22 protein-coding genes are annotated in these 25,265 nt (G+C 63.7%); 16 read left to right on the top strand and 6 right to left on the bottom strand.

The window, feature by feature from the left end:
• Positions 1 to 177: 177 nt before the first annotated feature.
• The 4 genes from DH08_RS04100 (at position 178) to DH08_RS04085 (ending at position 5,871) form a co-directional block, all read left to right on the top strand.
• Complete coding sequence (locus DH08_RS04100; RefSeq protein WP_192178013.1) at positions 178 to 1,356, top strand: MFS transporter; 1,179 nt, start codon at positions 178 to 180, stop codon at positions 1,354 to 1,356.
• A 90-nt stretch (positions 1,357 to 1,446) separates the two neighbouring features.
• Positions 1,447 to 2,496, top strand: a complete 1,050-nt coding sequence (locus tag DH08_RS04095; RefSeq protein ID WP_192178012.1) for a M14 family metallopeptidase — start codon at positions 1,447 to 1,449, stop codon at positions 2,494 to 2,496.
• Between the two features lie 232 nt (positions 2,497 to 2,728).
• Positions 2,729 to 4,918: an anthranilate synthase gene (locus DH08_RS04090; RefSeq protein ID WP_192178011.1), complete on the top strand. Its 2,190-nt coding sequence runs from the start codon at positions 2,729 to 2,731 to the stop codon at positions 4,916 to 4,918.
• A gap of 23 nt (positions 4,919 to 4,941) precedes the next feature.
• A complete protein-coding gene (locus DH08_RS04085) occupies positions 4,942 to 5,871 on the top strand; it encodes a cation diffusion facilitator family transporter (protein ID WP_192178027.1) in 930 nt (309 codons plus the stop codon).
• Positions 5,872 to 5,883: 12 nt separating this feature from the next.
• Here the strand turns inward: DH08_RS04085 and DH08_RS04080 are convergent, their stop codons facing one another.
• A complete protein-coding gene (locus DH08_RS04080; RefSeq protein ID WP_192178010.1) occupies positions 5,884 to 6,972 on the bottom strand; it encodes a hypothetical protein in 1,089 nt (362 codons plus the stop codon).
• Positions 6,973 to 7,067: 95 nt separating this feature from the next.
• On the opposite strand from DH08_RS04080, the gene DH08_RS04075 reads away from it, so the two are divergent.
• The 5 genes from DH08_RS04075 (at position 7,068) to DH08_RS04055 (ending at position 12,161) form a co-directional block, all read left to right on the top strand.
• Positions 7,068 to 7,502 carry a DsrE family protein gene (locus DH08_RS04075; protein ID WP_192178009.1) on the top strand — a complete coding sequence of 145 codons (435 nt, stop codon included), beginning with the start codon at positions 7,068 to 7,070 and terminating at the stop codon, positions 7,500 to 7,502.
• A gap of 74 nt (positions 7,503 to 7,576) precedes the next feature.
• Positions 7,577 to 8,356 carry an SDR family NAD(P)-dependent oxidoreductase gene (locus tag DH08_RS04070; protein ID WP_192178008.1) on the top strand — a complete coding sequence of 260 codons (780 nt, stop codon included), beginning with the start codon at positions 7,577 to 7,579 and terminating at the stop codon, positions 8,354 to 8,356.
• 49 nt (positions 8,357 to 8,405) lie between these two features.
• Positions 8,406 to 8,714, top strand: coding sequence for a putative quinol monooxygenase (locus DH08_RS04065; RefSeq protein WP_192178007.1), 309 nt, complete (start codon positions 8,406 to 8,408; stop codon positions 8,712 to 8,714).
• A 76-nt stretch (positions 8,715 to 8,790) separates the two neighbouring features.
• The gene (locus DH08_RS04060; protein WP_192178006.1) at positions 8,791 to 9,879 is read left to right on the top strand and encodes an AbrB family transcriptional regulator; all 1,089 of its coding nucleotides are present in this window, start codon (positions 8,791 to 8,793) and stop codon (positions 9,877 to 9,879) included.
• 212 nt (positions 9,880 to 10,091) lie between these two features.
• Positions 10,092 to 12,161: a TonB-dependent siderophore receptor gene (locus DH08_RS04055; protein WP_246800671.1), complete on the top strand. Its 2,070-nt coding sequence runs from the start codon at positions 10,092 to 10,094 to the stop codon at positions 12,159 to 12,161.
• Positions 12,162 to 12,203: 42 nt separating this feature from the next.
• On the opposite strand, the gene DH08_RS04050 is transcribed toward DH08_RS04055, so the two are convergent.
• The 3 genes from DH08_RS04050 to DH08_RS04040 form a co-directional block, all read right to left on the bottom strand.
• Positions 12,204 to 13,280: a siderophore-interacting protein gene (locus DH08_RS04050; protein ID WP_192178004.1), complete on the bottom strand. Its 1,077-nt coding sequence runs from the start codon at positions 13,278 to 13,280 to the stop codon at positions 12,204 to 12,206.
• A 186-nt stretch (positions 13,281 to 13,466) separates the two neighbouring features.
• Positions 13,467 to 14,243: an esterase family protein gene (locus DH08_RS04045; protein WP_192178003.1), complete on the bottom strand. Its 777-nt coding sequence runs from the start codon at positions 14,241 to 14,243 to the stop codon at positions 13,467 to 13,469.
• Between the two features lie 4 nt (positions 14,244 to 14,247).
• Positions 14,248 to 15,414, bottom strand: a complete 1,167-nt coding sequence (locus DH08_RS04040) for an ATP-grasp domain-containing protein (protein WP_192178002.1) — start codon at positions 15,412 to 15,414, stop codon at positions 14,248 to 14,250.
• A 405-nt stretch (positions 15,415 to 15,819) separates the two neighbouring features.
• On the opposite strand from DH08_RS04040, the gene leuA reads away from it, so the two are divergent.
• The 4 genes from leuA (at position 15,820) to DH08_RS04020 (ending at position 21,151) form a co-directional block, all read left to right on the top strand.
• Positions 15,820 to 17,568: a 2-isopropylmalate synthase gene (gene leuA / locus DH08_RS04035; RefSeq protein ID WP_246800670.1), complete on the top strand. Its 1,749-nt coding sequence runs from the start codon at positions 15,820 to 15,822 to the stop codon at positions 17,566 to 17,568.
• A gap of 187 nt (positions 17,569 to 17,755) precedes the next feature.
• Entirely contained in the window at positions 17,756 to 19,528 is a 1,773-nt protein-coding gene (locus DH08_RS04030) for a tetratricopeptide repeat protein (protein ID WP_192178001.1), read from the top strand.
• Positions 19,529 to 19,648: 120 nt separating this feature from the next.
• The gene (locus tag DH08_RS04025; protein WP_192178000.1) at positions 19,649 to 20,455 is read left to right on the top strand and encodes an alpha/beta fold hydrolase; all 807 of its coding nucleotides are present in this window, start codon (positions 19,649 to 19,651) and stop codon (positions 20,453 to 20,455) included.
• Positions 20,456 to 20,533: 78 nt separating this feature from the next.
• Complete coding sequence (locus tag DH08_RS04020) at positions 20,534 to 21,151, top strand: hypothetical protein (protein ID WP_192177999.1); 618 nt, start codon at positions 20,534 to 20,536, stop codon at positions 21,149 to 21,151.
• Here DH08_RS04020 and DH08_RS04015 read toward each other — a convergent pair.
• Positions 21,141 to 22,076 (bottom strand): metallophosphoesterase family protein, encoded by a 936-nt coding sequence (locus DH08_RS04015; RefSeq protein WP_192177998.1) that lies wholly within the window; start codon positions 22,074 to 22,076, stop codon positions 21,141 to 21,143. The two genes, DH08_RS04020 and DH08_RS04015, sit on opposite strands and share 11 nt — an antisense overlap.
• Positions 22,077 to 22,126: 50 nt before the next feature.
• On the opposite strand from DH08_RS04015, the gene DH08_RS04010 reads away from it, so the two are divergent.
• Positions 22,127 to 22,630 (top strand): NUDIX domain-containing protein, encoded by a 504-nt coding sequence (locus DH08_RS04010; protein WP_192177997.1) that lies wholly within the window; start codon positions 22,127 to 22,129, stop codon positions 22,628 to 22,630.
• Position 22,631: 1 nt separating this feature from the next.
• On the opposite strand, the gene DH08_RS04005 is transcribed toward DH08_RS04010, so the two are convergent.
• Positions 22,632 to 23,621, bottom strand: coding sequence for a glutathione S-transferase family protein (locus tag DH08_RS04005; RefSeq protein WP_192177996.1), 990 nt, complete (start codon positions 23,619 to 23,621; stop codon positions 22,632 to 22,634).
• A 274-nt stretch (positions 23,622 to 23,895) separates the two neighbouring features.
• On the opposite strand from DH08_RS04005, the gene DH08_RS04000 reads away from it, so the two are divergent.
• Both DH08_RS04000 and DH08_RS03995 read left to right on the top strand, forming a co-directional pair.
• Complete coding sequence (locus tag DH08_RS04000; RefSeq protein WP_192177995.1) at positions 23,896 to 24,432, top strand: GNAT family N-acetyltransferase; 537 nt, start codon at positions 23,896 to 23,898, stop codon at positions 24,430 to 24,432.
• A gap of 70 nt (positions 24,433 to 24,502) precedes the next feature.
• Complete coding sequence (locus DH08_RS03995; RefSeq protein ID WP_192177994.1) at positions 24,503 to 25,264, top strand: 3-hydroxyacyl-CoA dehydrogenase; 762 nt, start codon at positions 24,503 to 24,505, stop codon at positions 25,262 to 25,264.
• The last annotated feature ends 1 nt before the right edge of the window (position 25,265 follow it).

The following is a 25,265-nucleotide window of genomic DNA, read 5'->3' as shown; positions in this document are numbered from 1 at the left end:
TCCTCAGCTTCATCCAACTCGCCTGCGCCATGTTATGGATGCGATGAATGTCGATTCAGCCTAGGGGTCGCGGCTGCCCTCCGTTTTCTGCAATGCTGCATTGCAACAATGTTGCTTGCGCGCCGGGCTTGTCTGCCGACAGTCTCGGTTTTTGAACCGATTCAGTCCGGACACCCCATGCCCCTGCCGATCCTCGCGCTTGCCATTGCGTCCTTCTGCATCGGCACCACCGAATTCGTCATCATGGGCCTGCTGCCCGAGGTCGCCGCCGACCTCGGCGTCTCGATCCCCTCCGCCGGCCTTCTGGTCACCGGCTACGCGCTTGGCGTCGTCTTCGGCGCGCCTGTCGTTGCGATGGCGACGGCGCATTTGCCGCGCAAGCCGGTGCTGGTCGGGCTGGCAGCGCTGTTCGTCATCGGCAATCTGTTCTGCGCCGTCGCGCCCAACTACTGGCTGCTGATGGCGGCGCGCGTCTTCACCGCCTTCGGCCACGGCGCCTTCTTCGGCATCGGTTCGGTCGTTGCCGCCAGCCTGGTGCCGCGCAACAAGCGGGCAAGTGCGATTGCACTGATGTTCGCCGGATTGACACTCTCCAACATCCTCGGCGTTCCAGCCGGCACGGCGCTTGGCGAGGCTTTCGGCTGGCGTGCCACTTTCCTCGCTGTTGTCGGCATCGGCCTCATCTCCGTCGCGGCGATTGCCTGGCTGGTGCCCGCCGAGGTGAGCCAGCCGAGCGGCGGCGGCCTGCTCGGCGAGGTGCGCGTGCTCGGCAAGCTGCAGGTCTGGCTCTCGATGCTGATCGCATCCCTGGCCTCGGCCAGCCTGTTTGCCGTCTTCACCTATATCAAACCCTACCTCATCGAAGTGTCCGGCCTGTCGACCTCGACGGTGACCTGGGTGCTGCTGCTGTTTGGCGGCGGCATGACCATCGGCAACATCGTCGGCGGCAGGCTGGCCGACTGGAAGCTGATGCCGACCGTGATCGGCACCCTGTTGCTGCTGGCCGCTTTGTTCGTCGGCTTTGCCCGTTACGGTGCCATTGGAAGCGTGGCCATCGGCATCGTCTTTGTCTGGGGCCTGCTCGTCTTCATCGTCGTGCCGCCGCTGCAGATCCGCGTCGTCGAGGCGGCCTCCGAGGGGCCGAACCTCGCCGCGACGCTCAATCAGGGCGCCTTCAATGTCGGCAACGCCAGCGGCGCCTGGATCGGCGGCCTGGCGCTTTCGCTCGGCGTGTCCTATGCAAACCTGCCATTGGTCGGCGCGGCGCTGGCCTTGCTGGCGGTCGCCGTTGCCGTGATGTCGCAGGCACTCGACCGTCGGGCACCGACCGTCGCCCTTCAGGCTCCCGCCGAATAGCCTCATTGCGCCCATAGCGGCGCAAGCTGGACCAATCGACAGCCCAGTCGCAAAAGTGCATGTGTTCCGCCTCTTTCCTGGAGGCCTCCCATGCAGAAATCGATCGAACGCATCGCTGGCGACACCGACGGCATTTCCTACGAATTCCCGGTCTTCCGCTTCGAGGGAACGGATCAGGCGGCGCCTTCAGCCTATCTGCAGGCAGCGCTTCATGCCGGCGAATTGCCGGGCGTCGTCGCCATCGACGCGCTGATGCCGATGCTGACCAAGGCCGAGGCGGAAGGCCGCCTCAAGGGCGCGATCACCGTCGTGCCCTGGGCCAACCCGATCGGCCGCGCGCAATATCATTTCGGCGAGCACCAGGGGCGCTTCCATCTGGGCACGCGCACCAACTTCAACCGTGGCTTTCCGCTGCTGGCGGCGCCCGACACCGCGCTCTTGCCAACGCATGGCACGCCCGACCAGCAGTTGAAGACGCGGCTGCTGCAACTCTCGCTCGGCCACGACATCGTGCTCGACCTGCATTGCGACGACGAAGGCCTTGCCTATCTCTACATCCACACCAGCCTGTGGCCGGCGATGGCCGATTGCGCGGCGGCGATGGGTGTCGATGCGGTGGTGCTGTGGAGCGAGGATAGCGACGGCACGTTCGAGGGGGCTTCGATCATGCCCTACCAGAACGTTCCCGCCGATGTCGCACGCTTCGACCGGCGCGTCGCCACAACGGTCGAATATCGCGGCATACTCGATGTCGATGGCGCTTTCGCCAGCTCCGATGCCGAAGGTCTCTACCGGCTGTTCGTGGCGCGTGGCGTGATTGCCGATCCGGCCCTGCCCGCACCCGGCGCGTTCACCGGTACTGTCGCACCGCTGGAAAACATCGACATGATGCCGGCGCCCCGGGCTGGCGCAATCCTCTATGACGTCAAGCCCGGCGATCGCGTCGCCAAGGGCGAACGTCTGGCAACAATCGTCCACGCGCCGGGCGAAGCCGATGGCCGCACCGAGGTGTTCGCGCCGCAGGCCGGTTTCATCCTGACCCGGCGTTCGCGGCGCATCATCCGCGCCGGCGAGGATCTTCTAAAGCTGGTCGGCGACAGGAAGAGCGCCGATGCAAGGTCGGGAACGCTAGAGGACTGAGGGTTCCGGTTTTACCACCTTCATTGAATCCAGTTGCGCGGCCGTTCAATCGCCGCTATGGGAATCTGCCATGAACATGCGCTCGAACAAGACCATTTGGTGGTGGGCTCGCTGACAGCGGCCTGTTCGAACGCGTGCGCGTGAATAGAGAGGGTGGCCGCAACGGAATGTCCGGGCGGCCATTTGTTTTTTCAAGCCATTCCCGGGTCCGTTGCCCAAGATGGAGACGGCAATGACGACGATCATTCTGGAAACCGGGGCGGAGCGCTTCGTCACCGCCGGTGGCGTGACCATCACCCGCGAGCGCCACGAGCAGCCTTATGAAGGCGCTATCGACGCCTATGTCGACGGGCTGAATTCGCGGCGCGGTGCGGTGTTTTCCTCGAATTACGAATATCCGGGCCGCTATACGCGCTGGGACACCGCCATCATCGATCCGCCGCTGGTCATCTCGGCGCGTGGCCGCACTGTCCGCATCGAGGCGCTGAACAGCCGCGGCGAGGTGCTGCTGCCGGTGATCGGCAAGGCACTGGCCGACCTTGCCGAGATCACCATCGCCGAGGCATCGAAAAAGCTCATCCGCCTCGACGTGGCCACGCCCGGCCGTGTCTTCACCGAAGAGGAGCGCAGCCGCGTTCCTTCGGTGTTTACGGTCCTGCGCGCTATCACCGCTCTGTTCAAGACCGAGGAAGATGCCAATCTCGGCCTTTACGGCGCCTTCGGCTACGACCTCGCCTTCCAGTTCGATCCGGTCGACTACAAGCTCGAGCGCAAGCAAAGCCAGCGCGATCTCGTGCTGTTCCTGCCCGACGAGATTCTGGTCGTCGACCACTATTCGACCAAGGCCTGGACGGACCGCTACGATTATTCCGGCGACGGGTTCTCGACCGAAGGACTGTCGCGCGACGCCGCCGTCGAGCCGTTCAAGAGCGCAGACCGTATCCCGCCGCGCGGCGACCATGAGCCGGGCGAATATGCGAACCTGGTGCGCCGGGCGATGGAGAGCTTCAAGCGCGGCGACCTGTTCGAGGTCGTGCCCGGCCAGATGTTTTATGAGCGCTGCGAGACGCCGCCCTCCGACATTTCGCGCAAGCTGAAGTCGATCAACCCCTCGCCCTATTCCTTCTTCATCAATCTCGGCGAAGGCGAATACCTGATCGGCGCCTCGCCCGAAATGTTCGTGCGCGTCAATGGCCGCCGCGTCGAGACCTGCCCGATCTCCGGCACCATCAAGCGCGGCGACGATGCCATTTCCGACTCGGAGCAGATCCTGAAGCTGCTCAATTCCAAGAAAGATGAATCCGAGCTCACCATGTGCTCGGACGTCGACCGCAACGACAAGTCGCGCGTCTGCGAGCCGGGCTCGGTGCGCGTCATCGGCCGTCGCCAGATCGAGATGTATTCGCGCCTGATCCACACGGTGGATCATATCGAAGGCCGGCTGCGTGAAGGCATGGATGCCTTCGACGCCTTCCTCTCGCATGCCTGGGCGGTCACCGTCACCGGCGCACCGAAATTGTGGGCCATGCGCTTCATCGAGCAGAACGAGAAGAGCCCGCGCGCCTGGTATGGCGGCGCGATCGGCATGGTCAATTTCAACGGCGACATGAACACCGGCCTGACGCTGCGTACCATCCGCATCAAGGACGGCATTGCCGAGGTGCGCGCCGGCGCCACGCTGCTCTTCGACAGCATTCCCGAGGAAGAAGAAGCCGAAACCGAATTGAAGGCATCCGCCATGCTCTCCGCCATTCGCGACGCCAAGACCGGCAACGCAGCCGGTGCCGAACGCACCACCGCGCGCGTCGGCGACGGCGTCAACATTCTGCTGGTCGACCACGAGGACTCCTTCGTCCATACGTTGGCCAATTACTTCCGCCAGACCGGCGCCAATGTCTCCACCGTGCGCACCCCGGTGCCGGAGGAGGTCTTCGAGCGGCTGAAGCCCGACCTTGTCGTGCTCTCGCCCGGCCCCGGCACACCGAAGGATTTTGATTGCGCCGCCACCATCAAGAAGGCGCGAGCCCGCGAGTTGCCGATCTTCGGCGTCTGCCTCGGCCTGCAGGCGCTGGCCGAGGCCTATGGCGGCGAACTGCGGCAGTTGCACATCCCGATGCACGGCAAGCCGTCGCGCATCCGCGTCTCGAAGCCTGGCATCATCTTCTCCGGCCTGCCCAAGGAAGTGACCGTCGGCCGCTACCACTCGATCTTCGCCGATCCGGTGCGGCTGCCCGACGATTTCATCGTCACCGCCGAGACCGAGGACGGCGTCATCATGGCCTTCGAGCACCGCAAGGAGCCGATCGCCGCCGTGCAGTTCCACCCGGAGTCGATCATGACGCTCGGCCACAATGCCGGCATGCGCATCATCGAGAACATCGTTGCGCATTTGCCGCGCAAGGCCAAGGAAAAGGCTGCCTAGCAACGATGGCCGCAACGGAAGACATGACGACGGTCGCGGCAAAAGCCGCTGCCAAGCGCAGGATTGCCAGCCTCGCCTTCTGGTCGATCGTCATCGCCTTCCTGGTGATGGGGCTGAAGTTTGTGGCCTGGCGCATCACCGGCTCTGTCGCCCTCTATTCCGACGCCCTGGAATCCATCGTCAACGTCATCACCGCGGCCGCAGCGCTGTGGGCGATCCGCATCAGCCACAAACCAGCCGACAGCGACCATCCGTTCGGTCACCACAAGGCTGAGTACTTTTCCGCGGTCCTCGAGGGCGTGCTGATCGTCGTGGCGGCGATTCTGATCATCGCCAAAGTGTGGCAGTCGCTGCAGAACCCACCAGTGCTCGAGCAGCCCTGGCAGGGTTTGATGATCAATGCCGGCGCGGCTGTCGTCAACGCGGTATGGGCCTTGGTGCTGATCCGCAACGGACGCGCCGAACGATCGCCGGCACTGATCGCCGACGGCCAGCACATCATGACCGACGTCTTGACGTCCGTTGGTGTCATCGTTGGCCTTGTCGGCGCGGTGATGACCGGCTGGCATATTCTCGACCCGCTGCTTGCGCTGCTCGTGGCGCTGAACATTCTCTACCAGGGCTGGAAGCTCACCGGAGAATCGCTGAGCGGCCTCATGGACCGTGCCGTGGACACGCAGGAGCACATGCGCATCCGCGACATCATCTCGGCCAATTCGAAGGGCGCGCTGGAAGTCCACGACCTCAAGACGCGCATCGCCGGCCGCGCCACCTTCATCGAGTTCCATATGGTCGTCGATGCCGACATGACGGTGGGCGACAGCCACGTCATCTGCGACCGCATCGAGGACGCGCTGAAGGCGGAAATCCCCTCGGTTCGCGTCACTATCCACGTCGAACCGGATGATGAGGCAAAACTGCCGAAGGGCACCACGGCGGTGCCTTTCGCCTAGTTCCCTTCTAAATTACGGCGCGCAGGCCGATTGCGGCATGGAATTCAGCCGATAGACCTTGTCGTCAGACGTGGTCTTGCCCTCGGCAGCCTTCGAGCAGAGGTCGATGATCGGCAGGCTGCTGTTCGGATTGGCCAGCATCATCGTGCCGTTCACGCCGCGGCGCAGGAAGATCTCCTTCTGGGTGATGTCGCAGGAAAAGTCGCTCATCTTCGCGCTCGCCGCACAGCGCCACTGGTCGGCCTCTCCCTGGCAGGAATAGGTCTGCGTGACCTTGCCCGACTTCTGCCGCGTCGTGACGGAAATGGCGATATCGGCGCCATCGGGCCAGTTGGCCGCGTCGCCGCCGGCAGCAAACGACGCCAGTTCCACCGATCCGCGGAAGACGCGAATCGATTGCGTTACCTGGTCCGGGTGCGAGCCGAGATGCGCGGCGTTATAGTCGCGCCCATAGCAGAAAGGCTGTTCCGGCTTCAGCCGCTCGCGCAGCGGCGGACCGAGTGCCGGATTGATCGGATCGATGCGCGCGAATTCCGCCTTGCAGGTCGCCGCAGGCATCGGGTCGAGCCGGAAATTGTCATCCTCCTTGCCAAGCGCCTGTCTGTCATATTCAGCCTTGCCAAGCTCGTCTTCCGCCCCTGCATCGAGATAAAGGTCGGGCTGCACGTCCGTGACGATCAGCCGGCCTTTTTCATCGACCTTCAGTGAGGCCAGGGTGCGGTCGCAGTCCATGCCGCAATGGATCGGCCCGCTCTTGCCATCCTCGGACTCGTGATTGCACCAGCCGCCGGCCCATTCCGGCGCCTTGGCGCCGCGCACGGTGGTGGCGATGAAAGAGTTGTAAGAGCTGTCGGCCCCTACACTCGGCTCCTCGTTCGGCCGGCTGACCGGGTCGTGGCCATAGTAGAAGAAGATCCGCGCCACCTTCTGCTTCGGATGCGCCTTGAGATGGGCTGCATCGTAGACGCGCCCGAAACAGGCATCGGCACCGTTCGGACTGAGTTCGGTGAGTTTGGGTGTGTCGTCGGCAAAAGCCGCGCCGGCAAGCGCCGCAAGCAAGACGGCACCATGTCCAGCGCCGACCATGGTCCTCGACGTCATGTGATCCCTCCTCGCACCGACAGGACGTGCCCGCGATTTATGCTAGTCTAGGAGCGAAGCCGGGGCCATGCAAACTGGCGGATGAGGAGGACGCGATGCGACGCCGCGATATGTTCCGCGCCGGTCTTGCCGGGGCCGCCGGCCTTTTCGGGCTGCGCCAGGTCAAGGCCGCGGCCGCCGAGGAAAGGCTGAAGGTCGCCTATCATCTGAGCGACGTCGACAAGGTCAATTTCGTGCTCGGCAACATCAAGAACCACTATGAAGGCACCGGCGGCAATGTCGACATTGCGCTGGTCGTGCACGGTCCGGCCCTTGCCGCCTTCAAGTCGAAAGGCATATCGGCGGCGATTTCCGGCCGCTTCGCCGGCCTTGTCCAGCAGGGCCTCAGTCCACATGCCTGCGGCAACACCATGCAAGGCATGGAGATCACGCTCGCCGACCTGCTCGACGGCTTCCATGCCGTCGACGAGGGTGGCGTCGTCAAGCTCGCCGAACTGCAGCGGCAAGGCTATGCCTATCTCAGGCCCTGAGCCGCCACGGACTTGAACGTGAGGGTGGTGAGAGCCTACGAAGGGAGAGCCGTACATCCCGGAGGAAAGTGCCCATGACCGCCCCCACCCTTGTCATCCCAGATCTCGCCGGCAAGGCGGTGCTGGTCACCGGCGCCTCGACCGGCATCGGCGCAGCGCTGGCGCTGGCCTATGCCGCGCAGAAATGCCGCGTTGCGCTGCACTACAATTCAAGCCGCGATGCGGCCGAGAAACTGACCGGGACCATTCGCGATGGCGGCGGCGAGGTCTTCCTCACGCAGGGCGATTTCTCCGTGCCGGCCGATGTCGAGCGCGTCGTCGAGGAGAGCGCGGAAAAATTCGGCCGGCTCGATGGCCTGGTCAACAATGCCGGCGGCATGCTCGGCCGCGTGCCTTATGCCGAACAGACCGAAGCGCATTACGACGCGGTGATGGATCTCAACGCGCGTTCCGTGCTCACCGCCTCGCGCAAGGCAATGCCCTGGCTGAAGCGCCAGGGCGGTTTCATCGTCAACACCTCCTCGATCGCCGCCCGCAACGGCGCCGGCGGCGGCGCCGGTCTCTACGGCTCGGCCAAGGCCTTCGTCTCCAATGTGACGCGCGGCATGGCCAAGGAACTGATCGGCTTCGGCGTCCGCGTCAACGCCGTGGCGCCGGGCACTATTCGTACACCTTTCCATGAACGCTATTCGACCGAAGAGCAGATGAAGGGCATGGTCGCCACCATTCCGCAAGGCCGCGCCGGCACCGCCGAGGATTGCGTCGGCGCCTATCTGTTCCTCTCCTCCGACCTTTTGAGCGGCTACATCACCGGCCAGGTGATCGAGGTGAATGGCGGCCAGTTGATGCCGTGAGCCGAGACCTGCATACTCCGTTCGCGCAACCCTGAAGGGAGACAAGGGAATGTACGGACTGATCGGCAAGATGCGGGCGGCGCGCGGCAAGCGCGACGCGGTCATGGACGTGCTGCGTGAGACCACAGGCGCCCTGCCCGGCTGCCTGAGCTACGTCATCGCCATCGACCCGGTCGACGCCGACGCAATCTGGGTCACCGAAGTGTGGACCGATCAGGCAAGCCACAAGGCGTCGCTGCAACTGCCCGAAGTCCAGGCGGCGATCGCCAAGGCGCGCCCTTTCATCGCCGGCTTCGAGTTCCAGGTCGAAACCCAGCCGGTCGGCGGCTTCGGGTTGCCGAAGGCCGAGCCCGGCTGACGCCTCAGGCCAGCGGCTGATTTTCTGCGACAGACAGGGGTTCGCATTTTGGCTCGTCCGGTCTAAGACGCGGGTTATGGACTCCTCGCCAGATCAGCCCCCCGTCGAGCGCATGGCGCAGTTGCACAGGCGCTGGCAATGGCTGGTCCTGCTGGTTTTCTCGCTCCTGTTCGCCGGCGCGCTCGAAATTGCCGCACTGCCCGCGGCGCTGCTGATCGGCCCGATGCTGGCGGCGATCCTCGCCGGCACCAACGGCGCCACGGTGCGCATACCGAAGCCGCTGTTCGGTTCGGCACAGGCGGTCGTCGGGTGCCTCGTCGCCGCATCGATCTCCACCGATATCTTTCCCGTCTTCTACCAGGAGTGGCCGCTATTCCTCGGCGTCGTGGTGGCGACCGTCGCGGCTTCGAGTCTGCTCGGCTGGCTGATCAGCCGCTGGCGCATCCTGCCCGGCACCACGGCAGTCTGGGGTTCGTCACCGGGGGCCGCTACTGCCATGGTGCTGATGGCAGGCGCCTTTGGGGCCGACCAGCGCCTCGTCGCCTTCATGCAGTATCTGCGCGTCATCTTCGTCTCGATGACGGCAGCGCTGATCGCCAGGATGTGGGTCGACACATCAGGCATCGAAGTCCCGGCCATCGTCTGGTTTCCGCCGATCGATCCGCAGGCCTTCGCCGCCACCATCGGCATCGCGCTCGTCGGCGGCCTGCTCGGCAAGTTATGCCGGCTGCCTTCGCCCTTCTTCCTCGGCACTTTCATCTTCGGCTCCATCATCCATCTCGGCCTCAGTGTGCCGATGCAGTTGCCGCAATGGCTGCTCGCGGTCAGCTATGCCTTGATTGGCTGGTCGATCGGGCTGAATTTCACCCGTCCGATCCTGCGCCACGCGGCGCGCGCCCTGCCGCAGATCATCGGCTCGATCGTCGCACTGATCGCCTTTTGCGGCGGCCTCGCCTTCCTGATCAGCCATCTGCTCGGCATCGATCCGCTGACCGCCTATCTGGCGACCAGTCCGGGCGGCATGGACAGCGTCGCCATCATCGCCGCCGCGGCGCAGAACGTCGACATGTCCTTCGTCATGGCGCTGCAATCGGCCCGCTTCCTCGTCGTGCTCTTGATCGGACCGAGCGTCGCGCGCCTGGTGGCAAGAAGCGTGAAACCATAAGCATTTTCCGCCCTTGACCTGACCCCGGATTCACCAGAACCGGGTGATTTTTTGCTGCCGGACAACAGTCCGGACAAGTCGTTGCGCAAACACGAGAAAATACTTGACTATCACAGTCATATTTGAGAGCGCGGGATCGCAATCAGACATGAGACAGTGGAGACGAGTTGATGCGGACGCGGACGGCAATATGGTACTGGAGACTATCGTTGTTGGCCGGCACCGCCCTGCTCGGCCACGCCCTGCCGGCCGGCGCACAGGAGAGTAGGGACGCCACCGTCCTCGGCAAGATCGAAGTCAGCGCAGAGAGCGATGAGATCCTGGTCCAGGACGGCTATGTCGCCAAGAAGGATCGCATCGGCACCAAGCTCGACACGCCGATCGCCAAGATCCCGCAGGCCGTTTCGGTCGTCACGCAAAAGCAGATCGAGGATCAGAAGCCGCGCACGCTGAACGAATCGCTTGGCTACACGGCCAGCGCCAATCCCAACAGCTTCGGCTTCGATACCCGCTACGACGCCTTCTTCCTACGCGGCTTCCAGGCCTTCTACAACGGCATGTTCCGCGATGGGCTGCGCCAGTACAACGGCCCCTCTGCCTGGTTCAAGACCGAGCCCTACGGCATCGAGGGCGTCACCATCCTGAAAGGCCCGGCATCCTCGCTCTACGGCATCAGCGGCCCGGGCGGCATCGTCAACGTCGTCACCAAGCGTCCCAAGGACGAACCTTTCCACGAGATCGAATTGCTGGCCGGCGAGCATAACCGTTTCCAAGCCGGCCTCGACGCTTCCGGTCCGGTCAACGCCGACGGGAGCATCCTCTACCGCTTCACCAGCCTCGGCCGCCTGAGTGAAACAGATCTACCTGGCTATCCCGACGACAAGCTCTATCTGGCACCGGCGGTCACCTTCAAACCGGATGAGGACACCAAGCTCACCATCCTCGGCGAGTACTCGAAATCCGTCACCGGTGGCACCGCCGCCTTCTACAACTCGGCCTATGGCGTGCTGTCCAACGTCTATGAGGGCGATCCGGCGTGGAACGATTTCGACCAGACGCAAGGCCGCATCGGCTACGAGTTCGAGCATCGTTTCAACGATGTGCTGACGGTGCGCCAGAACCTGCGCTACAACGCCGTAGACAGCGACATCGAATACAGCGGCCACTATTCGATCGGCGCCGACCAGCCGCTGCAGCGCTACTGGGGCCACTACACCGAGACCATGAAGAACTTCGTCGTCGACAACATGGCGCAGTTCGAGTTCGACACCGGCCCGGTCAGGCATACCGCGGTCGGCGGCATCGACTACGCCCGGTCGGATTATGATGCCGGCAGCGGGATCTCTTATGTCTCGGTCGACGACATCAAGTCGGCCTCGGTTCCGCACTATGGCGGGCAGGAGATGAACCAGCTCGGCGTCTACCTGCACGACCAGATGGAGTGGAACGATTTCATCCTCTTTACCAGCGGCCGCTACGACTGGGTCGACACCACCTCGACCGCTGCCGACTTCAGCAGCTCCAAGCAGAAGGACAGCGCCTTCTCCGGCCGGCTCGGCCTGTCCTATCAGACCGAATGGGGCATCACGCCCTATATCAACTATTCCACCTCGTTCTCGCCCAACATCGGCTTCGTCTTTGACGACGTCACCAGCACCGTCGGCCGGGTCGCCCGCCCGACCATCGCGACGCAGAAGGAGATTGGCCTCAAATACGAGATCCCGGATTACAACGCGACCGTCAGCGCCGCGCTGTTCGACATCGACCAGAAGGACGGCGTCGTCTTCGACGCCTCGACTGGCATCAACAAGCAGCGCCAGCTCGACCTCAACTCGCGCGGCATCGAACTGGAAGCCAATGCCTCTTTGGACAACGGCTTCAGCTTCATCGCCTCCTACACCTATCTGCGGGTCAAGATCGAGCGCGGCGCCGAATTCACCGCCGGCAAGGAACTGTCGGCGACGCCTAACCATATCCTGTCGCTTTGGGGCCACTACCAGTTCGAGAACGGCACGCTGGAGGGGTTGGGGCTGGGAACGGGCGTGCGGGTCGCCGGCTCTAGCTATGGCGACGACACCAACACCTTCAAGAACGAGGCGCGCGCTTTCGTCGACGCCTCGCTCTCCTACGATTTCGGCTACCGCAATACGAAGCTTGAAGGCGTGAAGCTGCAGGTCAACGCCAAGAACCTGTTCGACACCCAGAAGACCATCTGCTCGGCCGGCTATTGCTACCGCGACGAAGGCCGTTCGCTGTTCGCCAGCCTGCGCTACCGCTTCTGAGGCGGCGCTATCCGCGCTGCCGCCAGGCGCGGCGGCGCGGTGCTATTCCTCGCCCTCGTCATCGCTCTCGGCGCCCCGTCGCCAATAGGCGGTGACCAGATGCCGGCCGCGCGGCAGGCCCCACTCCTTGCGTACAATCTTGCGGATTTCGCGGAAATCGGCGAATTCGCACGCCGCCCAGACATAGAGCCCGTCGGGGAACGCAGCTTGATCACGTGCCCGCAGCGCCGCCGGCAACAGTGCGGCGGTGCCGGGCTCAACGCCTTGCCGGTAAAGCCAGGTGACGGCGATGTTCTCGCCCTCGGCCAGCGACATCCGGTCCTCGGGGCCATCGACTTCGATAAGCACCTCGGCGCGGGTCGAGGGCGCAAGCTCCTCGAGGATCCTGCCGATGGCGGGAAGCGCCGTATCGTCGCCGACCAGAAGCAGCGTCTCCGCATCGGGCGTTCCGCCTCCGCCAGGTCCGATCATGCCGATAATATCGCCGGCTTGCGCGTTCTCGGCGAAGGTGGCGGCCGGCGTGTCCTGGCCGGGATGCAGCACGAAGTCGACATCGAGCCAGCCGCCGGCGGCATCAAGCGCCCGGATCGTGTAGACCCGAACGACCAGCGCATCCTCGCCCGAGGGCCACACCAGCAGGCCGTCGGCGCCCATCGACGGCCAGACCGGCTGCCGGCCGCGCGGCGGCAGCAAGAGCCGCACATGCAGGCCGCCATGCGCAAACCGGCCGAGATCGCTGCCTGAGAAACGAACGCGCTGCATATGCGGAGAAATCCGCGTTGCCGACACAACCCTGATCTCGCGAAAAAAGACCGGCGTGCCTGCATCGCTGCCATCGCCTTGCCAGCGAATACCGTTCGTCGTGCCAAGATGTTCCGAAAAATGGCCGGCGACCGTCATCTTCATGTAGGACAGGCAGGTCTCGTCCTCCGCCGCGACCCGGATCAGCACGCTGCCGTCGTCGAGCGTGGCGTTCAACGAGCCGTAATGCATGCGGAATTCCCACTGGTCGGCAATGCCGGTGTCGATCTCGGTTTCGCCGTGCTCGGCGCGCAGCCTGTCCATGACGGGCCGGATGGCACCATCGACGATCCGGGTTTGCGCGCTCAGTTGCTCCATGGGTGCAGCCTTTCGAATACCGGTTGAAGCGACGCCGCCCAAGGCGCAGCCATCACCGGCATGCCACAGCGGCGGCGCCGTTTCCATAGAAACATGATGAAAGAGGTCATATTTTCTTGAGCGATTGAACCTCAAGAATGCAACGCGGTTCCTAGACGATCACCAGTAACCGGAAACTGGCAACCATCAGTCCAGCCGGTGCATCAAATCGTCATCCAGCCAGCGGCCGAAGAAGTAGACCAGCTGCTTGTGCCACCACGGCCAGTCATGACTGACGTCGCCGCCCCAATAGTCGACCCAGGCGGGGATGGATTTGTCGCGCAGCACCTGCTCCAGCGCCCGCGTCTCGGTGAGCATCCGCTCTTCCCAGGCGCCCTGACCGCAGCAGAAGATCAGCCTGAGCGCCTTCAGCCGACCAAGCAGTTTCTGGTCGACGATCCCAGGCAGATAGTCGAGCGGCGAGTTGAAGAAGATATTGCCGTCGAGCGCGCCGCCGAAGAAATCGCGGGTCGAGTAGACGCCCGACAGCGCGATGACGCCGCTGGCCAGTTCCGGAAAGCGGAAGACGAAATTCGACGCGTGGTAGCCGCCCATCGAACAGCCTGAAAACAGCGGCCTCAGTTCGCGCCCGCCATTGGCTTTTGCCGCGGTCGCCAGCAGTTCCGGCAGCGCCTCTTCGCGCACATAGCGGAAATAGGCTTCGTGGCGGCCGATACGGTCGGCCGGGTCGGCATGCTTGTCGAAGAAGGATTCCGAATCGATGCCGTCGAGCGTGAACAGCTGGATGCGGCCGGTGTCAATGAATTCCGAAAGCGCGCCGACCCCGCCGGAATCCTCGAACTGGTAAAACCGTCCCTGCGAGGTCGGGAACACCACCACCGGCCGGCCGGCGTGGCCGTAGCGCTTGTATTCCATGTCGCGGCCGAGATTGCGGGCGAAACCCTTGTGATAGGAAACGTCCATCGCCTCACACCTTTTCCGCGTGGATGTAGTCGACCGCCTGGCGCAGCGCCTTCGGATCCCTCGAGCGCATCTGATAGGCGTAATGTCCCATGGCGCGGCTGAAAACCTCTTCGATGGCCTGATGGTGGACGATCTTGTCGCCGTGGGCGGCTAGCACGTCCGCATGGCTGTGCAAATAGGCGAGGTGGCGTTTGCGGCTGGCATAGGCGGTGAAGTACTTGCCTTCATAAGGCCCGCCGGCGGCGTCCTTGACCACCATCTCGGCCCAGGCCGCATAGACGTCGATGTCGAACGTGTAGTTGATCGCATCGGTCATCCAGGCGCCGGGCGGGCGCATGTTGACCTCGAGCGCGATGACGCGGTTGTCCTTGGTCTCGAACAATTCGATGTGGAAGAAGCGCTCGCGCACGTCGAACGCCTTCAGGATTTTTCGGCCCGCCTCCGCTACCGCCGGGCTGATCTCGGGAAAGCAGGTGTAGCTCATGTGGCGATCGCGGTTGACCACCTCCATGACGCTCTGGTCGTAGCGGTGACTGGCCGCCAGCACCACCTCGCCGTCGCGGTTGACCAGCCCGTCGAAGGTCACCACCAGCCCTTCGATGAACTGCTCCATGACAAAGCTGACATCTTCGGGCTTGTCCCTGAAGAACTGGTCGAGCTCCTTCGAGTTGGAGATCTTGAAGGTGTTCGAGGCGCCGGAGCCGGAATCCGGTTTCACCACCACCGGATAGCCGACGCGGCGGATGAATGTCATGGCGCCGGCGCGGTCGGAGCATTTGCGCTGCGGAATGGTCTCGACGCCACTCTTGCGGAAGAAGGCGCGCATGCGGCTCTTGCGCTTCAGATTCTTCACGAAATCGAGCTTGGTGCCGAAGATGTTGAAGTCGGTGCGGATGTTGGCCTCGAGTTCCAGCCAATGTTCGTTGAGCGACTCGAAACGGTCGATGCGGCCCCATTTGTGGATGAAATGGCCCATCGCCCGGAACACCGGCTCGTAGTCCTCCATGTCGGCGACGCGGTAATACTCCGACAGGGCCGTCTTCAGTTTTCCGTTCAGCGCCTCATAGGGCGCATCGCCGATGCCGAGCACCGTGGCGCCGGCCTTCTTCAGCCGGTCGCAGAAATCGGCGCCGTTGGCCGGAAAATGCGGCGAGAAGAAAACGAAATTCATGGACGGCCTCCCCCGGCGTCGCTGTCAAGTCGAGGCGAGTTTGGCGTATTTGCTCCCTATGGGGAAGAGCTTGCGCATCTTGCCAGGGAGGCGGTCCCACTTGCCTCCCACAGCCTGCTCCTGTATGAGAACCGCCATGAACACGCGCGCCTCTTCCGTCGCTTCCCGTCCGACCGGCTTCTCCGGCGAGACCGTGCGCGCGCTTGCTTCGACCCTGCTTCTTCTCGGCCTTATCGGCGATCGCCGGGTTCGCTGAAGGAGCGCCCGGCGGTCGAACCGCCGCTTACGCGCACGCTCCTTGGCCAAATTGGCAAGTCACATCAAGCGAACGAAACTTTGGTAAAGGCGCCGCTCGGCACCAAATCCGCCTGCAGGTGGACCCGCGAGCCGCCGGGAGATACGACGATGAACGCACGAGAAGACATCCGTCCAAATGACGGCAACGCAGTAAGGGGCATGACAGAGTCAGCCCGGGGCATGCCGGACGCCCCTCGCAAATATCAACCCTATCCGACCGTCGGCCTCACCGACCGCACCTGGCCCTCGAAAATCATCGACAAGGCGCCGATCTGGTGCTCGGTCGACCTGCGTGACGGCAATCAGGCGCTGATCGACCCGATGGGCCATGAGCGCAAGGCGCGCATGTTCGGCCTGCTGCTGGACATGGGCTTCAAGGAGATCGAGATCGGTTTCCCGTCGGCCTCGCAGACGGATTTCGATTTCGCTCGCTGGTGCATCGAGGACGGCAATGTGCCCGCCGATGTCTCGCTGCAGGTGCTGGTGCAGTGCCGTCCCGAACTCATCACCCGCACCTTCGAGGCGCTGAAGGGCGCCACCAATCCGATCGTGCACTTCTACAACTCGACCAGCGAACTGCAGCGCCGCGTCGTCTTCGAGAAGGACGTCGCCGGCATCAAGCGCATCGCCACCGACGCGGCCAAGATGATCACCGACATGGCGGCCAATGCGGGCGGCGGCTATCGCTTCGAATATTCGCCGGAAAGCTTCACCGGCACCGAACTCGAAGTGGCGCTGGAGATCTGCAACGCGGTCACCGAGATCGTCAAGCCGACGCCGAACAACAAGCTGATCATCAACCTGCCGTCGACGGTCGAGATGTCGACGCCCAACATCTATGCCGACCGTATCGAATGGATGTGCCGCAACCTCGACAACCGCGAGAACCTGTTGATTTCGCTGCATCCGCACAATGATCGCGGCACCGGCATCGCCACCACCGAACTCGGCCTGATGGCCGGTGCGGACCGTGTCGAAGGCACGCTGTTCGGCAATGGCGAGCGCACCGGCAATGTCGACATCGTCACGCTGGCGCTCAACATGTACACGCAAGGCGTCGATCCCGAACTCGACTGCTCCGACATCAACCGGATGAAGGACGTCTACGAGTACTCGAACCAGCTGAAGATCCCGGAACGCCACCCTTACGTCGGCGAACTCGTCTACACCGCCTTTTCCGGCTCGCACCAGGACGCCATCAACAAGGGCATGAAGGCGCTGCGCAAGGCCAACACGCCGCACTGGGAAGTGCCCTATCTGCCGATCGACCCGGCCGATGTCGGCCGCAACTACGAGGCGATCATCCGCATCAACTCGCAGTCCGGCAAGGGTGGCATCGCCTATGTGCTGCAGGCCGACTACGGACTCAATTTGCCGCGCAATCTGCAGATCGAGTTCAGCCAGCACATCCAGGCGATCACCGACGCCGAAGGCAAGGAAGTGGCCGCCAGGCGCATCCACGAGGAATTCCTCGAAACCTATGTCGACCAGCCCGGCGCGCGGCTGACGTTCCTCGACCACCACACCTATCCGGACACCGAGACCAAGGGCCGCCGCGTTGTCGAGGCCGTCATCCTCGACAACGGCAAGGAAATGACCATTACCGGATCGGGCACCGGTCCGATCGACGGTTTTGTCGACGCGCTGTCGCGCCATGTCGGCGTGGAGATGTCGGTGCTCGACTATTCCGAGCATTCCATGCAGCGTGGCTCGAACGCCTCGGCGATTTCCTATGTCGAGATGGAATATCCCGCCGGCAAGCTGTTCGGCGCCGGCATCAACACCAACATCGTCGCCGCCTCGCTGGAAGCCGTGGTTTCGGCCGCCAACCGCATCGTCGGCCGCAAGGCCGGCTGATCTTTCCAAACCCCTGGCGCGCCGCATCGGCGGTGCTCCAGGGCCCTGCCTGCAAGCCGGCTCTCGCGTTAACCATGGGCAATTATCCGGTGGCTTACGCGATAGCATAATACAACCATGCTTGTGCGGCAGTGCCAGCGCTATATGATCGCGCCTCAACCTGTGCCGACTTCGAGAGGATCGACACTTGCAGCATGCCACGCCTGCCGCCCCCGCAGTGCGCGAGACATTGGAGCGACTGCTAGCCAGCGAAACGTTCGGACGGTCCGAGCGTGCGCGAAAACTGCTGCGCTATCTGGTCGAACGCGAACAGGCCGGCGAGGCTGACCGGCTCAAGGGCTTTTCCATCGCCATGGACGTCTTCGGCAAGGACGGCGATTTCGATCCGTCTACCGATGCCGTCGTTCGGGTTCAGGCTGGCAGGCTGCGCGAGCTTCTGCAGAACTACTTCGCCAATGAAGGCGTTGGCGAGCCGGTGCGCATCGCCATTCCGCGCGGCGGCTACGTTCCTTCCTATGAACTGAATGCAATTCGCCTGCCGGCCGAGTTGGAGCCGGCGGAAGGCACTGCGCCGACGATCGCCCCCACGGAACTGCCCGACCTCGACATCGTCCACGCCGCCCCGCTGATGTCGCCCGCTGCCGCGCCCGAACCTGGGCCGTCGCTCACCCGGCACCTGAAGTTCTTCTGGGGCGCGATTGTCGTGGTCATCGCCATGCTCGGGGTGCTGATCCTTCGCCAGGGCAGCGATGTCCTGCTCGGCAGCAGTGGTTCAGCCTCGGCCGTAGAGACCGCGGTGGCGACGAGCAGCGTAGCGTCACCTCCGGTGGAAACCTTGCCGCTGGTCTACATCGCCGTGAAGGCCAATGGCCCGGAGGCTGCCCGTGTGGCTGCTTCGCTGCGCGCCGGCCTCGCCGGGTTCGACACGATAGACTTCATCGGACGTGATGCCGACGGCACCCGCGATCCGGCCGGCGACGCCACCAGCTTCGTATTCGATATCCTGCCGGGACCCGCGGCGAGCGACGTGACGCTCGAACTGCAGAATGTCGCGACCGGCCGGGTGCTGTTGTCACGCAACCTGTCGGCCGTCGACAGCGCGCCGGGCGCGATCGAAGACAGTATCGCCAACATACTGACCTCGACCATCCCTGCCTACGGACCGATCTACACCTACATTGAACAGAGCGGCATCGAGACCGGCCTGATGGGGTGTCTTGTGCTCAATGACAGCTACTATCTCGACCAGAGCGCCAAGACTCACGAAGCTGCCTATCGCTGCCTGGAAAATCTCGCCAGCCAGGGCGCGAAATCATCGCTGGTCTATTCGGAACTCGCCTCCCTGCATCTCGAGGCTGTCACCGATCACTATTCCTATCCGCCCGGCGCGACGATCGAACAGGCGATGTCGTTTGCCCATCGCGCTGTTCAGATGGGGCCGACCAGCCCCTACGCACATCGCGCTTATGGCTATCTCAATTCGCGCCTCGGCAATATGGATGAATCAATCCGCTGGATGCGCAAGGCCCATGAGCTCAACCCTTACGACCTCGGCATGGCGGCGGCTTACGGCTATGGACTGATTTTCGCCGGCAAATACAGCGAAGGAACCCCGATCCTGGCCCACGCCGTCGAAACCTTCAGCGGCCACCCGACTTGGTGGGACTACGGGCTTTTTGTCGGCGCATTCATGCTGGGCGACACGAATAGGGCCGCCATCGCCAGCGAGTCGTTGCGCACGACGGCAACCAAATCGCACTATCTGGCGGCGCGCCTGATCGGCGCCAAGATAGCCGGCCGCGATCAGCTGGCGAGCCAGCTGACCAACGAGCTGGTCGCCAAATTTCCGAAGTTCGCCGCCAATCCGCGCTCGACCTTCGTCGACAGGAAATACCCCACCGATCTGACCGACCGGCTGGTCGGGGCGTTGCGCGCGGCAGGGCTCGGCAACGCCAGCTGACGTGCGCCAAGCGCGCGCTGGATCGCGAAAATTTTACTGGCCATCGATCTGGTCTGGGAGCAATCCAGCCACAATCTGGAATTCGCTATCCGTCCGGTTCAGCAACAATCATCAATTTTCATGAGTTCATCCCTCCACGCTGCCGAACGCGGTATCGGTCCGAAGACTGTCGCCTTCCTGCACGGCTTCGGTGGCTGCCATGAGGTCTGGCGCGACGTGACGTCGATGCTTTTGCCCGACATGCGGACGCTGGCCTACGACCTTCCCGGGCATGGGCTTTCTCTCGATTTCCCTGGCAGTGGTTCGGCCAGGACGGCCGCTCGGGCCGCTCTGACGGACCTTGCCGCGCGTGGCATGAAAAGGGTGCACCTGGTCGGCCATTCGATGGGCGGCGCGGTGGCTGTGCTGATGGCATTGGCCGAGCCCGAAAGGGTTGCCTCACTGACACTTTTGGCACCGGGCGGCTTTGGCCCGGAAATCAACGGCCCTCTTTTGCGCCGCTATGCGGCCGCCACCGGCAAAAGTGAGATCCGTACCTGTCTCGCCGCCATGTCCGGGCCGCTGAGCCAACCCCCGGAGCACGTCGTGGATGTGCTTGACGAGATGCGTCGACGCCCGGGTCAGTTGCAAAAGCTTGTCGAGTTTGCCGCGTCCATGACCAGGGATGACCGGCAGGGTGCCATCCCGCGCGAACAGCTCGAAACGCTGAAAATGCCGGTGATGGTGGTCTGGGGAACGGACGATGCCGTGCTGCCGGTTTGCCAGGCCGACGATATGCCCGTGCATTTTCATCTGCACCATGTTCTGGGGGCCGGCCACATGCTGGCCGAGGAAGCGCCTGACCTTGTCGCCACGGCGGTGCGTCGCAACATGAACCGCCGCGGCAGCAGACGCCTTCAGCCGAGTCTTGACGCGGCGGCGAGCTGATCCGCAGTCATCATCTCGCGGGTGCATTTTGCCGACGACTATGTTAACTCGCTGTTAACCAACCGCGAAGCAACGCCGATGAAGGACACAGGCGAGAAAATCACCCCGATCGATCCGTCGCGAAACCTGTCCGACGCCATTCGCGACGTGAAGAACGCCTTTGCCGACCGCGACGATGTGGTCGTCGACTTGCGCGAAGCGCACCGCATGCGGCTCGAATTGCTTGCCGCCGAGCTCGCTCCCGTCTTTGCCGATGTGCCCGCCGATATGGACAATTTCGACTTCGCGGTATCGTCCGGCCTGCAGCCGCGTCTGTGGATCGATGCGGTCAGCCATGTCGCCATGGGGCGGGATCGCCGCACCTACCGGTTTCTCAGGGATACCCGCATCGGCCGCGTGGTTCTCGCCGAATCGACCGACATGAAAATCGTCGCCGACCAGGTGACGCGCTATGTTGCCGAGCGTGTCGTCGAACGTCAAAGGATGATGGAGGGCGGGGTCGAGCACGCCGCCTCTGGCATGACGCGTGTCGCGGTGGCCGAAGCCGAGCCGCCATTGCGGGCTGCTCAGCGCGGCAAGGCCGGGTCGGCCTTCCTGTCCGGCCTCGGCCTGATCCTTGCCGGCGCTTTGGTTGGGCTGGCTGTGTCGATCGTGCTGTTCTGGGACCGCCTTGTGGCGATGAAGATCAGCTTCTGACCAGCTGGCGCGATGCTTCCGCATCGGCGCCAAGTTCCAGCACCTGCAGCTCCGAAGGCGGAAGAGCTGGCCCGGTCAGGCCGCGTCGCGTCAAGCGGATCCGCCAGTTGCCCTTGTCGCCGTCGACATCGATCAGATTGTACTGCGCGGCCGGGTGCCTGCCGCCAAGCCCCTGTCCGGCGGCTGCGACACCGACGGCCGGGATCTTGGCGCCACGGCCACCGATGAAGAACAGGCTCGGATCGTGCGAATGGCCGTGCAGGATAAGTTCGGCCCCATGCCGGCGAACGATCTTCTGGAAGAGCGCAATGCCGAACAGCCGCTTGTACTGCGAAACGGCGCCGCGCACCGGCGGATGGTGGATCATGATGACCCGGAACAGGCCGCGCTCGGCCGTCGCGTCGAGCATTCGGCCGAGCCTCTGCGCTTGGCCCTCCCTGAAGAAGCCATTGGCCATGAATGGGGCGGTGGCGCGCGCCGTCGAAACGCCGATCAGCGCGATGTTGTCGCGTACCCGCAAATAGGGAAAAGAATGGCGGTCGACCGGTGTGTTGACGTCGTCGCCGGTCATCCACGCCGCCCAGGAACGGCAGGACTTGTCGAAAGCGCCCGGCACATAGGCGTCATGGTTGCCCGGAACGACCGACACGTCATGCGGCGAACCCAGCGTCTCCAGCCAGTGCCTGGCCATTTCGATCTCGCCGTCGAGCGCCAGATTGACCAGATCCCCCGTCACCGCGAGGTGATCGGGGGCGCTGGCCTTCATATCGGCAAGCAGCGTGTCGATGACCGCGTCGTGCATATGGCGGCGGCGGTTGCGTTGCCAGTTGACGTAGCCGACCACGCGCTTGGAGGCGAGTTCGCGATAGGTTACACCGGGGAGCGGTCCCAGATGGATATCGGAAATATGCGCGAGCCTGAACATCCCTCATTCATAAGCGACGCGGCCCCCGCTTACCACTCATGGTTTCACGGATGACGACAACGTCAGACCCGGAATTGGCCTTGCGCCAGACCGGCTGGCCGGGCCTGAGATCAAGGCTGTTCCATCTATATTTCCTGCTGCGGCGGCCGATGACGCTCGGCGTGCGCGGCCTCATTCACGACCGCGGTTCCGACAGCGTCTTTCTGATCCGCCACACCTATGTTCCGGGCTGGCAACTGCCGGGCGGCGGCGTCGAAACCGGCGAGACACTGGTCGAGGCGTTGGCGCGCGAGCTTGCCGAGGAGGGCAACATCGCGCTGATCGCTCCGCCGGTGCTGAGGTCGATGCATTTCAACAGCCGGTCCAGCAAGCGCGACCATGTCGGCCTCTATCTGATCGAAGGCTTTAGCCAGACGGCGCCGAAGCTGCCGGACCACGAGATCGCCGAAGCCGCCTTCTTCCCGCTCGATAACTTGCCGGAAGCAACCACCCCGGCGACGCTGCGCCGGATCGCCGAGGTTTTTCACGGCGAGAAGCCCTCGCCCTACTGGTAGATCATGCAGCCTTCCCGAACCGCCCGCGATCGTGCGGCGCGGCATAATCCAGCTCCGGCCCGACCGGCACGATCCCGGTCGGGTTGATCGTCCGGTGGCTGCCGTAATAGTGCGCCTTGATGTGGTGCAGGTTGACCGTGCCGGCGACGCCGGGCACCTGGTAGAGATCGCGCAGATAGTTCGACAGGTTCGGATAGTCGGCGATGCGGCGCAGATTGCACTTGAAATGGCCGACATAGACCGGGTCGAAGCGCACCAGCGTGGTGAACAGCCGCCAGTCGGCCTCGGTGATGCGGTCGCCGGCGAGATAGCGCCGCTTTGACAGCCGCTGCTCCAGCGTATCGAGCGCGGCGAACAATTCGCCGAACGCCTCTTCATAGGCGCGTTGCGTGGTGGCGAAGCCGGCCCGGTAGACGCCGTTGTTGATTGCGGGATAGACCAGCGCATTGATGCGGTCGATCTCGCCGCGCAGGTCCTCGGGATAGAAGTCGAGGCTCGCATCGCCCCATTCGTCGAATGCCGAATTGAGCATGCGGATAATCTCGGAGGACTCGTTGGAGACGATCGTCTGTTCCTTTTTGTCCCACAGCACCGGCACCGTCACCCGGCCGGAATAGGCAGGATCGGCCTTGGCATAGATCTGGTGCAGGAAATCGAGACCGTAAAGCGTATCGCCGGTGGCGCCGTCCTCGGCCAGGAACGTCCAGCCGTCCGCACCCATGAAATGATGCACGACCGAGACGGAGATGATGCCTTCCAGCTTCTTCAGCACGCGCAGGATCAGCGTCCGGTGTGCCCACGGGCAGGCAAGCGAGACGTAGAGGTGGTAGCGTCCGGGCTCGGCCCTGAAGCCGCGCCTTCGCCCCTCCGCCGGCGACCCGTCAACGGTGATCCAGTCGCGCCATTGCGCCAGCGCCCGCACGAACCTGCCGCCGTTGTCCGCCGTATCATACCAGCGGTCCTGCCACCTGCCTTCGATCAGCAATCCCATGCAAAACTCCTTGCGTGTTAATGGTGCATGTAGGCGCAAGGTTGCCCTGCCGAAGTCGTCATGTGCTGAACAGACCGTCACTCGGCCGAAACGGCGGACGAAAACGGCCGATTGCAGCGGCCGGAATTTGATGCTAGCGGACAATCCGCATGTTCGACTTTGCCACGATCCGGTTTGACCGACGACGAAAGGGCGCCCGCGCTTGATGAAGCGCTGACTGGCGAACGCTGCCGCTTGCAGCAAACCTTTCCTCCTCTACCGGAACGCAAAGACCATGAGCCTTGCCGACGTGAAATACCTGCCGGAAACCCCGGCGCACGATCCCGAAATCGAAGCCATCAACGACGAAGCCTTCGGGCCGGGCCGTTTCGTGCTCGCTGCCTACAAGATCCGCGAATCCGGAGGGCATGAGCGCGCTTTGTCCTTCGTCGCCGTCGATGGCGATATTGTCGTCGCCTCGGTGCGGATGACGCGCATCGCGGCCGGCGTCGGCCGCGCGCTGATGCTCGGGCCGCTCGCGGTGCGGCCTGCCTTCAAGAATCTCGGCATCGGCCGCCGGCTGGTGGCAATCGCACTGGAGGCCGCCACCAAGGCCGGTATGCCGGCGGTGATGCTGGTTGGCGACGAGCCCTATTACGGCCCGCTCGGCTTCAAGAGGATCCCGCGCGGGCAGATCTCCATGCCGCGCCCGGTCGACCTCGACCGGCTTTTGTCGCACGAGATCGTACCAGGCGCCGTGGCCCGGCTGTCGGGCGAGGTCTGCCATGCGGACGTGGCGCGGGTTTCCGATCCCGTCCCGGTCATGGCTTGAGGCTATCCTGCCGGTTGCGCCTGCGCTGCGAGCTTCGTAGCATCATCCAAAATCTGTGGAGGACGCCGGCATGAACCCCAATGGCCAAATTGCGATCGTCACCGGCGGCGGCTCCGGCCTCGGCGAGGCGACAGCCCGAGCACTTGCCGCCAAGGGCGCGCGCGTCGCCATCCTCGATGTCGGCATCGACCGTGCGAAGATGGTGGCGGCCGATATTGGCGGCATTGCCGTCCAGTGCGACGTCAGCAGCAGCGAGAGCGGAGTGGCCGCCTTCGCCGAAGTGGCGGAGCGGCTCGGTGAACCGCGCATCCTGGTCAATTGCGCCGGCATCGCCATCGGCGTGAAGACGATCGGCAAGGATGGTCCGCATCCGCTCGAGCAATACCGCAAGGTGATCGAGATCAACCTGATCGGCACCTTCAACATGATCCGTCTGTTCGCCGACCGGGCGGCGAAGCTCGAGCCGCTGGCAGGCGGCGAGCGCGGCGTCATCGTCAACACCGCTTCCGTCGCGGCCTATGACGGTCAGATCGGCCAGGCGGCCTATTCCGCATCCAAGGGCGGCGTCGTCGGCATGACGCTGCCCGTGGCCCGCGACCTCGCGCGTTCCGGCATCCGCGTCAGCACGATTGCACCCGGCATCTTCAGGACGCCGATGATGGCCGGCATGCCGCAGGAGGTGCAGGATTCGCTGGGTGCCGCCGTGCCCTTCCCGTCTCGTCTGGGCGAGCCTTCCGAATATGCAGCACTCGCGCTCCATATCGTCGAGAACCAGATGCTGAACGGCGAGACCATCCGTCTCGACGGCGCCATCCGCATGGCGCCGAAATAGC

Origin of the sequence: Mesorhizobium amorphae (genome assembly GCF_014843845.1) — a bacterium.
In the GTDB taxonomy this organism is placed as follows: domain Bacteria; phylum Pseudomonadota; class Alphaproteobacteria; order Rhizobiales; family Rhizobiaceae; genus Mesorhizobium; species Mesorhizobium amorphae_A.
Note: the sequence above shows the minus strand (reverse complement) of the source record. Positions and strands in the feature narration are given on the sequence as shown.